13 protein-coding genes are annotated in these 17,691 nt (G+C 42.3%); 10 read left to right on the forward strand and 3 right to left on the reverse strand.

The window, feature by feature from the left end; genetic code table 11:
* Positions 1–31: 31 nt before the first annotated feature.
* Positions 32–616, forward strand: coding sequence for a YceI family protein (locus Q0Z55_RS09815; RefSeq protein ID WP_297427761.1), 585 nt, complete (start codon positions 32–34; stop codon positions 614–616).
* 65 nt (positions 617–681) lie between these two features.
* Here the strand turns inward: Q0Z55_RS09815 and Q0Z55_RS09820 are convergent, their stop codons facing one another.
* On the reverse strand, positions 682–1,389 hold the full coding sequence (locus Q0Z55_RS09820; RefSeq protein ID WP_297427763.1) for a glutamine amidotransferase: 708 nt from the start codon (positions 1,387–1,389) through the stop codon (positions 682–684).
* A 199-nt stretch (positions 1,390–1,588) separates the two neighbouring features.
* On the opposite strand from Q0Z55_RS09820, the gene Q0Z55_RS09825 reads away from it, so the two are divergent.
* The 3 genes from Q0Z55_RS09825 to Q0Z55_RS09835 all read left to right on the forward strand — a co-directional run bounded on the left by Q0Z55_RS09825 (position 1,589) and on the right by Q0Z55_RS09835 (position 3,793).
* Positions 1,589–2,887: an AarF/UbiB family protein gene (locus Q0Z55_RS09825; RefSeq protein WP_297427767.1), complete on the forward strand. Its 1,299-nt coding sequence runs from the start codon at positions 1,589–1,591 to the stop codon at positions 2,885–2,887.
* 122 nt (positions 2,888–3,009) lie between these two features.
* Positions 3,010–3,390, forward strand: a complete 381-nt coding sequence (folB, locus tag Q0Z55_RS09830; RefSeq protein ID WP_297427770.1) for a dihydroneopterin aldolase — start codon at positions 3,010–3,012, stop codon at positions 3,388–3,390.
* Positions 3,347–3,793 (forward strand): 2-amino-4-hydroxy-6-hydroxymethyldihydropteridine diphosphokinase, encoded by a 447-nt coding sequence (locus Q0Z55_RS09835; protein ID WP_297427772.1) that lies wholly within the window; start codon positions 3,347–3,349, stop codon positions 3,791–3,793. The genes folB and Q0Z55_RS09835 overlap by 44 nt, the downstream gene beginning before the upstream one ends.
* 28 nt (positions 3,794–3,821) lie before the next feature.
* Here Q0Z55_RS09835 and coq7 read toward each other — a convergent pair whose 3' ends face one another.
* Positions 3,822–4,457 carry a 2-polyprenyl-3-methyl-6-methoxy-1,4-benzoquinone monooxygenase gene (gene coq7, locus Q0Z55_RS09840; protein WP_297427776.1) on the reverse strand — a complete coding sequence of 212 codons (636 nt, stop codon included), beginning with the start codon at positions 4,455–4,457 and terminating at the stop codon, positions 3,822–3,824.
* Positions 4,458–4,460: 3 nt separating this feature from the next.
* Entirely contained in the window at positions 4,461–5,780 is a 1,320-nt protein-coding gene (locus tag Q0Z55_RS09845) for an MFS transporter (protein ID WP_297427779.1), read from the reverse strand.
* A gap of 175 nt (positions 5,781–5,955) precedes the next feature.
* Between Q0Z55_RS09845 and Q0Z55_RS09850 the strand changes: the two genes are divergently transcribed.
* The 6 genes from Q0Z55_RS09850 (at position 5,956) to Q0Z55_RS09875 (ending at position 17,518) form a co-directional block, all read left to right on the forward strand.
* A complete protein-coding gene (locus Q0Z55_RS09850; protein ID WP_297427783.1) occupies positions 5,956–8,619 on the forward strand; it encodes a BamA/TamA family outer membrane protein in 2,664 nt (887 codons plus the stop codon).
* Positions 8,620–8,641: 22 nt separating this feature from the next.
* Positions 8,642–13,144 (forward strand): translocation/assembly module TamB domain-containing protein, encoded by a 4,503-nt coding sequence (locus Q0Z55_RS09855; RefSeq protein ID WP_297427785.1) that lies wholly within the window; start codon positions 8,642–8,644, stop codon positions 13,142–13,144.
* A gap of 89 nt (positions 13,145–13,233) precedes the next feature.
* Positions 13,234–13,593 (forward strand): hypothetical protein, encoded by a 360-nt coding sequence (locus Q0Z55_RS09860; protein WP_297427788.1) that lies wholly within the window; start codon positions 13,234–13,236, stop codon positions 13,591–13,593.
* Positions 13,594–13,703: 110 nt separating this feature from the next.
* Positions 13,704–14,231: a hypothetical protein gene (locus tag Q0Z55_RS09865; RefSeq protein ID WP_297427792.1), complete on the forward strand. Its 528-nt coding sequence runs from the start codon at positions 13,704–13,706 to the stop codon at positions 14,229–14,231.
* Between the two features lie 82 nt (positions 14,232–14,313).
* Complete coding sequence (locus tag Q0Z55_RS09870; protein WP_297427795.1) at positions 14,314–14,583, forward strand: hypothetical protein; 270 nt, start codon at positions 14,314–14,316, stop codon at positions 14,581–14,583.
* Between the two features lie 295 nt (positions 14,584–14,878).
* Positions 14,879–17,518, forward strand: a complete 2,640-nt coding sequence (locus Q0Z55_RS09875) for a bifunctional aconitate hydratase 2/2-methylisocitrate dehydratase (protein WP_297427798.1) — start codon at positions 14,879–14,881, stop codon at positions 17,516–17,518.
* The last annotated feature ends 173 nt before the right edge of the window (positions 17,519–17,691 follow it).

Here is a 17,691-nt window from a genome sequence, read left to right on the forward strand (position 1 = left end):
TTAACAGGCATAGATATTGAGGGATAAAAGCATGACATTTAAAGCATTCGCACTTGGTTTAGCGGTGGCATCTGTTGCAACGTTAAGCATGGCAAAACCGATGACGTATACTATTGATCCTACGCATACAGCGACTGTATTTACCTGGGATCACTTTGGTTTTTCAACACCATCAGGTAACTTTACCGACATTCAAGGTAAGATTACTGTAGACAATGACAAACCAGAGAAATCATCAGTCCAGGTGACCATTCCATTGTCAAGCATTAACACCAACGTCAAAGTGCTTGATGATCACTTGTTAAAAGCAGATTTTTTTGATGCTGAGAAATATCCAACGATTACTTTTAAAAGTACTAAAGTGGAAACTCGCGACAAGAAAAACTATAAAATTACAGGTGACTTAACTATTAAAGGCATTACCAAGCCTGTGGTGCTAGATGCGGTATTAAATAAGCAAGCAGAACACCCAATGGCGAAAGTGCCTGCAATTGGCTTTAATGCAACCACTTCATTTGATCGCTCTGCTTTTGGTGTAGGTGCTTATGTACCGAATGTGGGCGATAAAATTACCGTGAACATTACTACTGAAGCCACCGTACCTGCACAAAAATAAGGGTATGGTGTGATGCTTAAAAAGCACCTTCGGGTGCTTTTTTAGATTTAATATTCGGGCAAGTTTTAATTTAATTGCTTGAGAAAATCGATTAACACTTGTGGAGCGACAGCTTCAAGTTGAGGCAATAAGCGCTCACAATTGCCACGTAAGCTGCCAATCTTAATGTTTGCTTGACGTAGCGCTAGGCTATGACCAATTAACCATTTTTCTATGCTATCGGTAGCAATCTCAATATGAAATGGTAAAGCCAATATATTGTGTCCATAGATAAATGCAGGCGACGCTGTAGGTGTAGCAGCTGCCAGTCGGTGTGCGCCTTGTGGTAATTCAAACTCATCGCTTTGCCAGTGCAACACGTCTAAAGTGGCCAATGGTGCCAATAAAGAGCCCGCTTCATCATTGAGCTGTAAGGTTGACCAACTGATATGTTGCTGTGCTTGAGCTTTAACCGTTGCACCTAAGGCATAAGCAATCAGGGCTGCACCTAAGCCAATGCCTAAGGTCGGTAAATTTGCAGCAATACGGGCTTTTAGAAGTTGAATTTCTTGCTTTAAAAAAGGGTAGTCTAACCGATCATGTACACTCAGTGGTCCGCCTAAAATGATGGTTAAGCCTTTATGTTGCAAAGCACGGCTTAAATCTTCAACCCCTGCTTCTACATAACGTACCCTTAAACCTACGCTATACAGTGCATCTTCCCATATGCCTAAATCTTCAAAAGCCACATGTTGAATGGCATATACAGTATCTGGGAAATCAGCAGCAAACATCAGGCATCCTATGGGGGTTAAATCAAAAAACTCACTATAAAATAAAAATGCCCAAGAACAAGCAATAAATTCTGCATGGCCATCAAAAAATAAAGCGGCTTGTGTAACTTAAAGCGCAACGGGCTTTGTTACGCACAGACATACGTATTTAGATAGATTTTTGCTACACTACTTGGCTATTACCTTTGACGCTGACATTATGAAAAAAAAGATTGTGTTAGATGGTTTGCGATCGGTTGCGCGTATGGGCGAAACAGCAGTGATTGCAGCCAAAGCCGGAATTAAGTATGCCAAAGATCGCCCAAGCAACGCCAAGTTGATGCGTGAAACCTTTGAAGATTTAGGTTCGACTTATATTAAGCTCGGTCAATTTATTGCCAGCACACCATCGCTTTTTCCGCGTGAATATGTTGAAGAATTTCAAGGCTGTTTAGATCAAACCCCAACATTGGCCTTTGATTATATTTTAAAGGTGTTAGAAGAGGAATTTGCTGGACGTCGTTTAGATGAGATTTTTGCCTCTATTGATGAGCAGCCTTTGGCATCTGCGTCTATTGCACAGGTGCATGCAGCACGTTTGGTGAGTGGCGAAAATGTCGTCATTAAAGTGCAAAAGCCGGGTGTGGATACCATTTTGAACACCGATTTAAATGTTCTGCATGTGGTGACTAAGTTGCTTGAAAAAGCGGTACCTAAAGTGAAATTTGCATCACTTGCTGATATCGTTGAAGAAATTAAAGTGCGTATGGTGCGCGAAGTTGACTTTATTGAAGAAGCGCAAAACTTAGATGATTTTGTACAATATTTAAATCTAACTCAAAACCAAAAAGCCACTGCACCTAAGGTTTATCATCAATATTCTACCCGCCGTGTACTGACCATGGAACGTTTTTATGGTGTACCGCTAACGGATTTTGAAGTGGTCAAACGTGTTAGTAATGATCCATCTCAAGTGCTCATTACCGCTATGAATACCTGGTTTGGCAGCCTGATGCTATGTAAGAGTTTCCATGCTGACTTACACGCCGGCAACTTAATGTTGCTTGAAGATGGGCGTGTGGGCTTTATTGATTTTGGGATTGTCGGACAGCTCAATCCTGAAGTGTGGACAGCATCTATGGCGTTTATGGACGCGTTACAACAGACCAATTATCCGTTAATGGCACAAAATATGCTCAAAATGGGTATGACCGCAGATCAAGTCGATGTAAATGTCTTGGCACAAGATTTAGAGCGCCTGTTTGGGGGCGTCATGTTGGCGGATCCACAGCAAGTTTTAAACACCAATCCTGCCGATTTAAATGACATTATGCTCGATATGGTGGCGGTAGGTGAGCGTCATGGTATTCGCTTCCCCCGCGACTTTGCATTGCTGTTTAAACAAATGCTGTATTTTGATCGCTTTATGCGAGTTTTAGCACCTTATATCGACATTTATGCCGATCAGCGTTTACAGATGGTACAAACCCTTGATCCAAATGTATTACTTAAACAATAACAAGCATAAAAAAGGCCTCAACATGAGGTCTTTTTTTGGGATGAGATTTTGCGAAAGCTACGCGAAGTTTGGTTTTCACGTTACACTAGCCCACAATCAGCACACAAGAGAGACGAGTGGTTATGGATGCAATTGTCATTGAGGGCTTAAAAGTTGAAACGGTGGTGGGCTGTTTTAATTGGGAGCGGCAGATTAAACAACCGTTGCTACTTGATTTAGAGATTCAGACCTGTTTGGCACAAGCCGGCGAGTCGGATGATTTGGCACATACCCTCAATTATGCTGAAATTTGTGAGATTGCCAATCAGGTGATTGTGGATGCTGCGCCAAAATTGATTGAACATGCAGCAAAATTGGTGGTGGATGCGCTTTTTGCTACCTATTTAACAATTGAATCGATTAAAATCACCATCCGTAAGCCTGCCATTATTGCGCAAGCCCATTCAGTAGGAATTCGTCTTGAACGCCACCGACACGATATTCGCCCTTGCACTGGCGAGTAATCATCAGCCTGAACAACATTTTTTTGAAGCCTATCGCCAATTGCATGCTTTAGGTGAGCTGCAATGTTCTGCCATTTATTTAATGCCATGCCGTGATGGGGTCGGGGCAGATTATTATAATGCTGCCTGTTTACTGACCAGTGATATTGCAGTTGAGCAATTGCTTGAGCAGTTAAAAGCCATGGAGCATGCCTCAGGTCGGGTGCGTCCCTCGCATCAAATCAGTTTGGATGTGGATTTAATCGCATGGGGCAGTCGCTTAAGTGCAATGCAATTTAATCCTAAAAAATTGCCTTTGGCTTTAGATGTCAAAATCCCGATGTATGATATGTGGCCCGATCCGGCATTTTGTCATGCAGCACATGCTTACACTCAAGTCCACCTTAAGCAGTGTGCCGTATAAAAAAGCCCGCAACTGCGGGCTTTAAATTTTAAATATAATAGCTGGTGCTGGTCATCAGTTTAGAAATCGCGGTCATGCTCATACGCACGGGCAGTGGCAATTCAACTCCACCTGCGGCAAGTGCGGTATCGCGATGTTGCAACTCATCTGTGTTCATCTGCTGTAAAATTTGATACGAACGCTGATCTTGGCTGGGCAATTGATCAAGATGTTGTTGTAAGTGCAGGCTGACTTGACGCTCTGTTTCAGCCACAAAACCTAAACTGTAACGGTCACCGGCTAAACCGGCCAAAGCGCCCATACCAAACGATAAGCTATACCACACTGGATTGAGTAAACTGGTGTGGCTATCGAGTTCTTTTAAACGCTCTTCACACCATGCCAAATGGTCTTGTTCTTCTGCTGCGGCATGTTGCATCTCTAAACGCACGCTGGGCAATTTAGCGGTGAGCGCTTGACCATGATACAAGGCTTGTGCGCATACCTCACCACTGTGATTTACACGCATTAAACCAGCCACATGACGTGCTTCACTCACAGCAAGCGGGGCATCCATGTGTTGTGCTGGATTGCTGCGCTGTGCTGTGGTGGCACCCGGCACTAAACTGCGCAAGGCCTGATCAAAAGAATGAATAAGTTTGTCCACGCCGCTATAATGACGCATAGATTAATTCTCCAAATTGGCCTGTGTTTGGCGCATCAATTGTTTTAAGCGTTTTAATAACCAAATACTAAAAAGCGCACTTAATACAGCAGTGATACAAAATAAAATATGTATCTCAATGTTTAAGACACTTAAAATAATAATCGAAAACACCGCTGAGGACACCATAAATACGGCATTTAAGATATTGTTGGCAGCCACCACCCGTGCCCGATGTGAACGCGGTGAATAGGCCTGCATCATGGCATATAAAGGCACAATGTAAAAACCTCCACTAATCCCGAGTAAACTGACACTGAGCATGACATGATAATAACTGGCACCATTGCTAAACAGATCAGCAATGCCTAAACGCTCACCGGTCATTGGCGGAATAAACGTTAAACTAATGGCCAAATAAAATGCAAATACAGTTAAACCCAGCATGCCAAACGGCACCATTTTGATATTGACCTCACTGCCACCAATTTTACGGCATAACAAAGAACCTAAACCAATTCCCACAGAAAATAGAGTCAACAGTAAACTCACCACATTTTCTGAGCCATGCAAGTTTTCTTGAGTGAGCTGTGGAATTTGCGTTAAATAGGTCGCACCATAAAACCAATACCACGAGTTACCCAGCAAAATGGTAAAAATCAGCGGTAAATTTTTGGCATAGCGAAGCGTTTGAAGACTGGTGCGAAAAAAATTCCAATCAATGTTTAAATCAGGCGCAGGAATGTTTTGTTTTAAAATAAAGCGACTCGCTAAATAGCCTAAGCTAGCAAGACACAGTACCGTGCCGGACACCCACATTAAATTACCATCAGATAGCGCAATCATGCTGCCACCTAAGATCATGCCCACCAAAATTGCAATGGATGTACCCGATTGAAATAGAGCATTGCCAGACATCAATTCATCGGATTTTAACACTTCTGGTAAAATGGCGTATTTGATCGGGCCAAAAAAGGTCGATTGCGTTCCCATTAAAAATAAGGCCAGCAGTAACAACCATAAGTTACCCAATAAAAAGCCGGCTGTACCCAGCAACATAATCACAATTTCAGCGCCTTTTAAATAACGTACCAACTGGGCACGCTCATATTTATCAGCAATTTGTCCAGCGGTGGCGGAAAAAATAAAATAAGGCAAAATAAACAGCAAGGCTGCCAAGTTGTTTAAGGTACTGATCTGCGCGTTTTGCTGAGCAATTAATCCGTAAGTAATCACCAATAACAAGGCTTGCTTATACACATTGTCGTTTAACGCACCTAAAAATTGGGTTAAAAACATCGGTAAAAAGCGCCGATCGCGCAATAAAGAGGGACGATTTGACATGGCGTAAGGCACAATCCTGTGTATTGAGTGAAGAAATGTGAGTGTATGATTTATCTGGATGTAAAATCATGTATGATATTTTTTTCTCAAATCAATGAAAAATCCATAAAATACGTTGTGATGTGTGACGTATGGGTGATTTTTCTATAATCAATAATGAAACTTTGAGTGGTCTATGCGTGCCAGAATTCAATTAAAGCAGTCAACCTTAAGCGTAAGTTTACCTGTATTGTCATCATATACCCTATGCTGCAGTTTACTGATATTACCTTATAATACTTACGCAGCTGACACCTTAAGCAATGCCACGCTCCAACTCAAGTCGCAAAATGTAGCGCCTAGGCAAACAGCTGCTCCTGAATTGATCACAGCAGCAGACGGTGTTCATCCAGCTCAAGCACCAAACAATGATCAGCCAATTGCTCAGATGTCTGCGTTAAATTTTGATGATTTAGAGGCACTTGCACCCATGCCTGTTGATCAAGCTTTGATGAATGAGATTTACCAGGTTGCAGAGCAGGCCAAACAAGAGGCACAGGCTTATCGTGCCAGTCAAACACAAACAGCAGATGCGCCTTTAAGCACGCAGCATGTGATTGAGATTGAGCAAGCAGATGTACAGGTGGATGCTTTAATAAAAAGTATTCAAGCTGATCGTGACGTGGTGGTTGAGGCAAATCGTACAGGTGCCTCAATTGGCGATACAAGTGTAGCAAACACACGTGCCCAAGAGGTTAGGCCGGGCTTGTTTAAACGTTTAGTTAATCGAGTAAGGCCTAGTAATGTTAATGCCGCCAGTCAAGTGCCACGCATTAGTGCTGAAGTTAAACTTAAGCAAGAGACCAAGCCTGAAGGGTTGAGCGAACAAGCCTATGCTCAAGCGCTAGAGCAACTGACCAGCAATATTGAAGCAAAACTATCGAGCTTTACCCAAGAATCATTTGCAGATTTTAATTCGGCTTTGCCGCAATTGCGTAATTTAACCAATCAAGCAGCGCAAGCAGTGGGTTTTTACGAGGCGGAATTTCGTTTTAGTCAGCTGAGTCCCACTAAAGTGGGGGTCGAGGTTACACCTAAACGTCCGGTTTTAGTTAACAATCAGAACATTGAATTTAGTGGAGCAGGTGCCAATCAATCACAATTTCGTGTCATTGGGGTTTTACCTGAATTGACTGAAGGTGATATTTTTCATCATGGTCAATATGAAGTCACCAAAGAAAAGATCGTCACTGCTGCAAGCAATAATGGATATTTTGATGCCTATTGGCGCTTACATGATGTCAAAGTAACGCAGCCCCAACAAACCGCTGATATCAATTTACGTTATGAAACCGGTGATCGTTATCAGCTGGCCCAGCCGGTTTTTCGTATGAGCGACCCGAACCAAGATTTCCCTTTAGATCTGGATATCTTACACAGTATGGTGGTATGGCAAGATGGGGATGATTATACATTTTGGCGGGTAAATTCATTGGCCAATGCTTTAACCAATTCGCGTTATTTTAATTATACATCTGTAGATGCTGTGATCCCAGATCCTGTAGAAAAGCAGTTAGAGTTAGCTCCTGATTTACAAGCTTTGGTTGATACTGAACAAGCCACCCAAGCGCAACTGCAGGCCAAAGTCAAAGCAGTTGCCGATGCCCCGACGCAAGTGACGCAAAATGTGGTGGATGAAAACCAATTTGCTGGTACTACAGATGGGATTGATCAAGACAATTTAGCCCGTTTGCAAACCCAGCAAATGACTCAACAACAAGAAAAAGAGCAATTACGTATACAAGCCAAACAAGACAAAAAAATTCCAGTTTTGGTGACCTTAAATGCCGATCAATTGAATACTGTAGAGGCCGGTTTGGGTTATGGAACAGATACGGGGGTACGTTTTCGTGGGCAGTACCGCCGTGCGATTGTTAATAAACGCGGCCATTCTTTTGATGCCAACTTAGAGCTGTCTGAAATTCGTCAATCAATTGATGGGCGTTATAGTATTCCGTATAAGCACCCGTTAAATGACTATATTAGTTTGGTGGGCGGGTATGAGCGTGAACAACGTGATGATGTCGCCACCAATGGTAGTTTAGTAATTGAATCTGCAGTATTGGGTGCTGATCGTATTATTAAAAACCCACGCGGCAGTTGGCAACATACCTTTGGGACACGTTATCGTTTAGACCGTCTGACTGAAAAAGGCATTGTGGGACAAGATACCAGTCAAGATACCTATGCTCAGTTTTTATCCAGCCCTGAGCAAGAATCTTTATTATTTGGGTATGAAGTCTCGCAAACCTTAGCCAATCGTCGTGTGAATCCAAGTAAAGGTTTTAAACAAACCTATAAAGCCGAAATTGGCAGTGAAAATCTACTCACCGACACCGATATTGCCATTTTAAATGCCACATGGCATGGCTTATATTCATGGGGCATCAATGAAAACCATCAAATGGTGGGGCGTGCCCAAGCCGGTTATATCGTGGTAGATGAATTTAAAGACATTCCTTATAATTTACGCTACTTTACCGGAGGCGACCAAACCATTCGTGGTTTTGACTATAAGAGTTTATCCCCAATTGCCGATGGCTATAAAATTGGTGGGCAAGCCTTAGGGATTGGATCATTGGAATATAATTATCAATTTAAACCGGGTTGGCGTGCAGCTGTCTTTAGTGATGTAGGTAATGCCTATGACAAAGACTTTAGTAACCCAACCGAATATGGGGTTGGGGTTGGGGTACGCTGGGCATCTCCAATTGGTCCGATTCGTATTGATGTCGCGTCTGGTATTTCAGATGACGGCCATCCAATTCGCGTTCATTTCTTTATTGGCTCTGCACTATAGGCTTTAGGGTAAGCAAAACAATATGCCACATTTAGACACCAACACAGACGTCACGCCAAAGCAGCGCAATACACTACGCAATATTTTGGTTTCAATTTTATTGATTTTTTTACTGCTTGGGGCCGCTTTGGTGGTGATGTTTTCAACCAATGCAGGCAGTCAATTTTTGTTGGATCGGGTGTTGGAACGTCAACAGATTATTCGCTATGAATATGAAGGCGGTAATTTGTGGCAGGGCTTAATTTTACGTAATGTGGCGCTCAATCTTGCCGCCGTGGATGTCAAAATTGACCGTGCTGATGTGAATTTAGGATGGCGAGCGATTTTAAATAAGGAAATTCATTTAAGCCGCGCTGATGTGCAAAATTTACAAATCATCACCAAAAACCCACCCAGTGATGAGCCGTTTAAATTCAACCCAATTCGTCTGCCGTTTGTATTGCGTGTTGATCATGTTGATTTAGACCATTTGTTGATTGAAACATCAAGTGGCACGCAAGTGAATTTTTACGATGCCATCATTAACGATGCTCTATGGCAAGACACTAAACTTGAATTTGCCGACACCAACGTCAGCATGGGTTATTTGTTGGTCAAAAATGCCACCGGCAGTATCGACTTTAAAGACAAATATCCTTTAGATGTGGTTGCTTTGGTTAATTTACCCAGCCTGAACAACAGTCTAAATATCCATGATATTCAGGTGGTGGCCACAGGCAGCTTAGACAGTATTCAAGCTGGTGTAGCAACCCGTAATCCTGATTTATTGACCGGTTGGGTGGTGGTGCATCCGGTACGTAAAAATGTGCCTATGTTTGGGGCACTAAAATTTGCACAATATCACTTGCCATTTTTAACCGAACAAAAATTATTTGCAGAAAAAGGCATTGCAAAGTTTAACGGTAATGCGCAAGGTTTAGGCATTGATTTAAACACCGATTTAACTGGAAAGGATATTCCAAAAGGTCAATATACGGCGTCAATGTTTACCGACTTTGTCAATCAAATTGACATCCATGCTCTAAATGGGCAAGTGATGCAAGGCGCGGTCAATTTAGCCGGTGTGGTCAGTTGGAAAAATCAAGTGACTTGGGATCTACAAGGGCGCTTAGATAAAATTAACCCGAAGGACCCCATTATTCCACAGGTGGTCAAAGATTTTCTACCGCCGAGTTTAGATGCTGCAATTGCTTCAAAAGGTACGTTGGAAAATGGACTGCATTTAACTGCGGATGTAGATTTTGATCGCGATGAAACATGGCAGCTTAACCTCGACCAAAATCCTCAGCAAGCCAATAAGCCACAGCCGCTTAATTTAGACATTGCATGGCGTGATTTAGACCGTGCCATGCCTTATGTGGGGTGGTTAAGCAGTCAGCAAGGCAGTGCGCAAATCAGTCTGCTTGACGCTCAGCAAAACATTGCAGTGAAAACTGAAATTAAGCAACATGAGCAAAGCTTTTTGCCAACCGGGCAATATCAAGCCTTACTCAATATTAAAAATAATATTTTAAACATTCCGCAGTTTAACTATCAAGCTGACACAGGTGGCTTAAATGGTACGGCAGTGGTGGAATTACCCGATGAAAAACGTCAACTCAAATGGCGCGCTAATTTAAATGCCAAGGATTTTAATCCACAAAGTTTGGCCAGCGCCTTACCGGTAGATCGTTTAAATGGTCAAGTGCTTGCCTCAGGTTATGCTTTACCCAACCAGCAAATTATTCAATTACAAAACATTAACCTGTTAGGTTGCTTAACACAGCAAAGTCAAACCGTGCGTTTAAGTGGGAAAAGTACAGCGGCAGTTTTGTTTCATGATGAAAAAGCCGGGGGTGGCTTTAAAGGCTATGCCGTCAATTATGAGGGGGATTTAGATGCCAGTGATATGCTGGTGTCTAAAGGAGGGCTGAATTTTAAAATTGCGGGTACGCCAGAGTTTTTAAATATTCAGCACTTCCAACATCGTGGTATTGCAGGAAATATCTCAGCCAATGGGCAAGTGAATCTAGCCAATACTTTAAGTTGGAAAATCAATGCGGCTTTAAACCAATTTAAACCGCAGTATTTTGTTGCAGGTGTCAAAGGTGATATATCCGGTCAAGTCACCACTCAAGGCATATGGACCGACAAACTTAAACAAATTCAATTACAGCAACTCAAACTCACGGGTCAGTTAAATGGTAAGCCGCTACGTGGTCAGGGCAATCTATCTGTATTGCTTAAAAATGATCACAATGGCTTTGTGCCAAGTCAATTTGAAGCCAATGGCTTGTATTTGGCCTATGCCAATAACCAATTGCAAGCCACAGGCAATGCGCAAAATCTACGTTTAAGTATTGATGCACCTGCTTTATATGAGCTGTATCCGGGTTTACGTGGGCGAATCTATGGGAACTTAAATGTACAAGCTGCACCGCGCTTAAAAGCCACCGCCAATTTAGCAGTGGATGATTTTGGCTTGAATGACAGTTTGAGCATTAAAAAAATGCGTCTGCAAGGTGATTTACCCACCTCAACCCCCACAGCTACACAAATGCGTGGCACTTTACTCGGTTTGCGAGCTGGTGGACGTGAAATTCAACAAGGTGAAATTTCATTAAGTGGGAAATACAATGCACATGTATTAAAAGTACAAGCACAAAACCGCTTAAGCCAATTTTACGTACAGTTGGCAGGTGGTTTTACTGCCAATCATGATTGGCTGGGGCAAATCCAAAAAGGTGACTTTGACTCGCTTCGAACCCATTTAGTACAACGTCAACATGCAGCTGTGGTGTATAACCAAGCCCGTCAAGAGTTACTAGTAGGTGCGCATTGTTGGGTTAGTCAACAAAGTCAATTGTGTGCCGATCAACCCTTACGGATCAGTCCATCTAAAGGCAATGTGTCTTTGATCACACGTAACGTTAATTTAGATGATTTTGCAGCCTTTATGCCAGAAGGTTTGAGTATTACCGGTTTAGTCAATGGTTATGCCAAAGCTGCATGGGCACAAGGACAGCAACCTAAACTTGATGCGCGTTTAGTCACACAAGACGGCAGCATTGGTTTAGCTGCTGAAGATCCTCAATATAACGCATCTAAAATCAACTATAAACAAGTGGCAGTGGTCGCCAAAAGCGTGTCACAAGGTTTAAAACTGCGCTTAGATGTCACTACACAAAACAGTGGTGAAGGTTATGCCGATGTGTTGATTGATCCGTATAGTGCGCGTAAAAACATCAGCGGCGATGTGGCTTTTAAAGACATTGATCTGAAAATTGTAAAGCCATTTATTCAGGATGTGCGCTCTATTGGTGGGCATTTATCCTTTGCTGGTAAAGTGCAAGGTGCATTGAGCGCACCACAGCTCAATGGTGATTTACGTCTCAAAGATGGCGCCATCAGCATGATTTCCTTGCCGGTGAATTTAACCAATATTCAACTGTATTCGGCAATTCGTCAAAATCAAGCCAGTATCAATGGTGCCTTTAACAGTGGGCGTGGGGTCGGTCAATTGACTGGTGCCATTGATTGGCGTAATGAGCCACGTATTCATCTGAAACTCAAAGGTGATGATCTGTTAATTCGCCAAGCGCCTTTGATTACTGCCATCGTCGATCCTGAAATTAGCATGGATGTGTTACCCGCACAGCGCCGTATTAGCGTAAATGGTGAAATTTATGTACCACGTGCTTTGATTTCCATGCCAGAAGCTTCGGCACCCGTGGTGAATGTGTCATCTGACGTGCGTATTGTGCAAGACGGACAGAATCAATTGGCAATTTTACGTGCAGCCAAACCTTGGGATGTACGTGCTGATGTCATGGTACAATTGGGTGATCAAGTGATTTTCCAAGGCTTTGATAGTCGTATTCCACTGTTGGGACGCTTATATTTATCACAGCGTGGTTTAGAAACAGCCATGCGTGCCAATGGGGCAATTGGGGTGTCTAAACGGGTAAAAATTGAAGCTTATGGACAAAGCTTGGATCTTAATCGTGCGATTGCACGTTTTAACGGACCACTGGCCAATCCAAGTTTAGATGTAGAAGCCAATAAGGTGGTACAAGGCAGCACAGTGGGTTTACGTGTTACAGGCAATGCGTCGAGTCCAAATATCCAAATCTATAATGATGCAGGCTTGTCTGAACAAGAGGCTTTAAATGCTTTAATTACTGGTCGTATTAATGATGGGAATAGTGGGATTAGCCAAACAGAAGGTTTTAAGTCTGATGTAAATAATACCATTGCAGCGGCAGGCATTAGCATGGGCTTAGGCGGCACGCGTGCTTTAACCAATCAAATTGGACGTACCATTGGTTTAAGTGGTTTAGCTTTAGATGCGCAAGGCACAGGCGATGACACTCAAGTTTCGGTGACCGGTTATATTACCCCTGATTTATTTATTCGTTATGGCGTGGGAGTATTTACCCCAGTCAATAAATTGACCTTACGTTATCAGATGAATCAGCGTGTTTATGTTGAAGCCAGTCAAGCCTTAGAGCGCGCCGTGGATGTGTTCTACCATTGGAAGTTCTAAATGCTATAGCGCTCTTCGGAGCGCTTTTTTTTATTGAGGCTTTACAGCGCCTTTAGTTCGATTATTATAGCCTGCAACAGGAGAGATTCATGAAAAAGTTATTTACTTTATCAATTGTAGCGGCACTGGTCGGTTGTGCGGAAAAACCACCGTTAACCCCTGAACAGCAATGGCAAGGCTATTGCAAAAGTGTAGGTAATGCTGCACGTACCATTATGCTTGATCGTCAAAACTCGATTGAAAAGCAAGCCGCGATTGAGCATGCTGAAAAGCTTGAAGACCCAACCACCAAGAAATTTATTTTAGAAATTATTGAAGAGGTCTATCAACTATCAAGCGATCAAGTCAATGACAATCCAAGTGAAAAGCGTGAAAAAATTCGTGCTGAGGTGACCGAGCGTTGTCAAAGTACCCCATTTGATGAAATCCCAGAATACAAACCGTTCTAAGGAACGGTTTTTTTGTATCAAAATTTAAGATCTTTTGTGATTATGTGTTGAGCTCCTTATACTTTAGTATTGGTTAATTTTTAACCAGTAGCCATAAAAGGATACATATTATGCAAAAGCTTAAACATGCTCTACTTGGGGTATTTTATTGTTTCGCATGCATGTTCGCCACATCGGCTTATGCAGAATCTAAGGTTGCATTGGCTGAATTACAAGCCCTACAACATTCAAACTTACAGCAGTATCAATCCATTAGTGCAGCCGCTTTGGCTCAAGCCAATTGTGCTGATTTGGCAGTATACGCATCAAATAATCAGCGTGACCTACAAAATTTGATGACGTATGCACAAAATTTATCTCAAGCACCTTCACAAGTACCAGAAAAAGGCGGATTATTAAGAAGTTTAGTGAGTGCTGGTGCAAACTTTATTCCTATTCCTGGCGCAAATTTAGTTGCAGAAGCGGCCGGTAATAATTTTCTTGATGGTGCCAAGAGCATTTTTAGTTTTAATAGGGAACGTAAACAAAACCAACAGGTCAATGATCAGACTGAAGCCGTTTTGGCACGTTATCGCTTACAACAACAAGAAGGTCAATTTATTCAAATGGAGCGCACTCAAAAGGGCTGTATTGCTTAACTTTCCCAACAATAAACTTTGGCACTTAAACAAAAAAGCGGCTATAACAAGACTATAAACACAACAAAAAAGGAGTCAAGTCATGGAAGTGGTCGGTTATTTAAATCATGATGATTTTTTACTTGAAGATGGACACAGCATGATGGTCTTAGGCAAAGGCGGCTATGTGTTGCATTGTGGCGATCAGGTCATCTTACGTGATTGTATTGATGAGCAAGCACAACGTTATTTGGTCACCATTCGTTTTGCCGATTGCCTTGTAGATTTACTACATGAAGATCAAATGATTTTAAAATTTGTCGGTGATCGGGCGAATTTTCAGCAGTATATAAAATCAAGTACTGTACACTAAGGTGGAATGGATTTTTTCAAATAAAAAGGACAACATACGCTTGTCTTTTTTATGACTAATCTTCTTAAACTTAGTTTGCCTAAAGACACTGTGTTGCTTTTAGCAGCAATATATGCTCATGGAATAAACGATCTAGACATCATTTAGATAGAAAATAATGAGCATCACAAACAAATACTTTAGGCGCATTAACTTTTAACGTGAATTTTAGTAATATTTTGCTGTCCATATTGTTTACGAAGCTTTATACAAGCAGGAAATCGTAAATAATTTTTTAAAAAAGAGGAATAACACCGTGCTAGAAGCTTACCGCCAACACGTTGAAGAACGTGCCGCACTCGGAGTCCCACCGAAGCCACTTGATGATGCTCAAACAGCTGCATTAGTTGAATTATTAAAGAACCCACCAGCGGGTGAAGAAGCATACTTAGTTGATTTGCTTGAAAACCGTGTTCCAGCGGGTGTTGACCAAGCTGCTTATGTAAAAGCTGCTTTCTTAGCTGCTTTGGCAAAAGGTGAAGCGACTTCTCCACTAGTTTCTAAAGAACGTGCGGTTTACCTACTAGGTACAATGCTTGGTGGTTATAACGTTGCTCCTTTAGTTGAACTTCTTGACAACGCTGAGCTTGCTGAACTTGCAGCTGCAGCACTTAAGAAGACCCTTCTTGTATTTGATGCATTCCACGACGTTGCCGATAAAGCAAAAGCGGGTAATGCCAATGCTCAAGCAGTGCTTCAGTCTTGGGCTGACGCTGAATGGTTCACAAGCCGTCCAGACGTGCCAACTGAAATCAAATTAACTGTTTTCAAAGTGACTGGCGAAACTAACACAGACGACTTGTCACCTGCACAAGACGCATGGAGCCGTCCAGATATTCCATTGCACGCAAATGCAATGCTTAAAAACGTACGTGACGGGATTAACCCAGAAGTACCAGGCGAAGTGGGTCCTTTAAGCCAAATCAAAGAATTGATCGCTAAAGGCAACCAAGTTGCTTACGTAGGTGACGTTGTAGGTACAGGTTCAAGCCGTAAATCTGCAACTAACTCTGTACTTTGGTTCTTCGGTCAAGACCTTCCACACATTCCAAACAAGAAAGATGGCGGCTACTGCTTAGGTTCTAAGATTGCACCAATTTTCTTTAACACTATGGAAGATGCGGGCGCGTTACCGATTGAAATCGATGTTCAAAACATGAACATGGGCGACGAAATCGTTCTTAACATTGACCACGCTGCTGCAAAAGTTACTGCGTCTAAGAACGGCGAGCAAATTGCTGAAGCTGAACTTAAAACTCCAGTACTTCTTGACGAAGTGCGTGCTGGTGGCCGTATCAACTTAATCGTTGGTCGTGGTTTAACCACTAAAGCGCGTGAAGCTTTAGGTCTTGAGCCATCTACATTATTCCGTACGCCAGTTCAACCTGCTGCTAACGCAAAAGGTTTTACTTTAGCGCAGAAGATGGTAGGTCGTGCTTGTGGTCTTCCTGAAGGTCAAGGCGTACTTCCGGGTACTTACTGCGAACCTAAGATGACAACTGTGGGTTCTCAAGATACTACAGGTCCAATGACACGTGACGAACTTAAAGATTTAGCATGCTTAGGCTTCTCGGCTGACCTTGTTATGCAATCTTTCTGTCACACAGCGGCTTATCCAAAACCAGTTGACGTAACAACGCACCACACACTTCCTGATTTCATCATGAACCGTGGCGGTGTATCACTACGTCCAGGTGACGGTATTATCCACTCTTGGTTAAACCGTATGCTTCTTCCAGATACAGTAGGTACTGGTGGTGACTCGCATACTCGTTTCCCAATTGGTATTTCATTCCCAGCGGGTTCTGGTCTTGTTGCGTTTGCTGCGGCAACTGGTGTTATGCCACTTGATATGCCTGAATCTATCCTTGTGAAATTCAAAGGTAAGATGCAACCTGGTATCACTTTACGTGACCTTGTACATGCAATCCCTTACGTTGCGATCCAACAAGGTGATTTAACGGTTGAGAAAAAAGGTAAGAAAAACATCTTCTCTGGTCGTATCCTTGAGATCGATCTTTCAGAAATGGAAACTGACCTTACTGTTGAGCAAGCATTTGAGTTATCTGATGCATCTGCTGAACGTTCTGCTGCTGGTTGTGCGATCACTCTTTCTGAAGAGAAAGTTGCTGAATACCTACGCTCTAACATCACTATGCTTAAGTGGATGATTGCTGAAGGTTATGGCGATGCGCGTACAATGGCACGCCGTGTTGAAAACATGGAAAAATGGTTAGCGAACCCATCACTTCTTAAAGCTGATGCTGACGCTGAATACACCAAAGTGTATGAAATTGACCTTGCAACCATCACTGAGCCAGTACTTTGCTGTCCAAACGACCCAGATGACGCGAAATTGTTATCTGACGTTCAAGGTGTGAAAATTGACGAAGTATTCGTTGGTTCATGTATGACTAACATCGGTCACTTCCGTGCAGCGGGTAAATTGTTAGAAAAAGTACCAGGTGGTTCTTTATCTACACGTCTTTGGTTAGCGCCGCCTACGCGTATGGACGAGCGTCAATTGATGGACGAAGGTTTCTATAACATTTATGGTAAAGCTGGCGCGCGTACTGAAATGCCAGGTTGTTCATTATGTATGGGTAACCAAGCACGTGTAGCACCAAACACGACTTGTGTATCTACATCTACACGTAACTTCCCTAACCGTTTAGGTCAAGGTGCAAACGTTTACTTAGCGTCTGCTGAGCTTGCGTCTGTTGCTGCTGTATTAGGTAAATTACCTACGCCAGAAGAATACCAACAATATGCAACTCAAATTGACAGCATGTCTTCTGACATCTATCAATACTTAAGCTTCGACAAAATGGATGCGTACACTGACGCGTCTAAAGATGTTGATACTAAGAAAATTGCTGCTGCTCAATTAACTTAATGTGTAGTTGATTAAAAAGTAGTTTAAAATAAGGGCTGATTAATTCAGCCCTTATTTTTTTTGAGTAAAAAATGCATAAACCAAATATTTTTAAATATGGGCGAATTCAAACATGAGGTGCGACAGTTTGAAAAGTCTTATGATAATCAACAAGCTGAGCAAATTTCTCTAAT

It is taken from the genome of uncultured Acinetobacter sp. (genome assembly GCF_947626835.1).
Taxonomy (GTDB): Bacteria; Pseudomonadota; Gammaproteobacteria; order Pseudomonadales; family Moraxellaceae; genus Acinetobacter.

Bases quoted from the DNA above. Each gene is read 5' to 3' on its own strand.
- Q0Z55_RS09850 (WP_297427783.1), top strand. From the start codon at position 5,956: ATGCGTGCCAGAATTCAATTAAAGCAGTCAACCTTAAGCGTAAGTTTA.
- Q0Z55_RS09870 (WP_297427795.1), top strand. From the start codon at position 14,314: ATGGAAGTGGTCGGTTATTTAAATCATGATGATTTTTTACTTGAAGAT.
- folB (WP_297427770.1), top strand. From the start codon at position 3,010: ATGGATGCAATTGTCATTGAGGGCTTAAAAGTTGAAACGGTGGTGGGC.
- Q0Z55_RS09865 (WP_297427792.1), top strand. From the start codon at position 13,704: ATGCAAAAGCTTAAACATGCTCTACTTGGGGTATTTTATTGTTTCGCA.
- coq7 (WP_297427776.1), bottom strand. From the start codon at position 4,457: ATGCGTCATTATAGCGGCGTGGACAAACTTATTCATTCTTTTGATCAG.
- Q0Z55_RS09825 (WP_297427767.1), top strand. From the start codon at position 1,589: ATGAAAAAAAAGATTGTGTTAGATGGTTTGCGATCGGTTGCGCGTATG.
- Q0Z55_RS09815 (WP_297427761.1), top strand. From the start codon at position 32: ATGACATTTAAAGCATTCGCACTTGGTTTAGCGGTGGCATCTGTTGCA.
- Q0Z55_RS09820 (WP_297427763.1), bottom strand. From the start codon at position 1,389: ATGTTTGCTGCTGATTTCCCAGATACTGTATATGCCATTCAACATGTG.
- Q0Z55_RS09860 (WP_297427788.1), top strand. From the start codon at position 13,234: ATGAAAAAGTTATTTACTTTATCAATTGTAGCGGCACTGGTCGGTTGT.
- Q0Z55_RS09855 (WP_297427785.1), top strand. From the start codon at position 8,642: ATGCCACATTTAGACACCAACACAGACGTCACGCCAAAGCAGCGCAAT.
- Q0Z55_RS09845 (WP_297427779.1), bottom strand. From the start codon at position 5,780: ATGTCAAATCGTCCCTCTTTATTGCGCGATCGGCGCTTTTTACCGATG.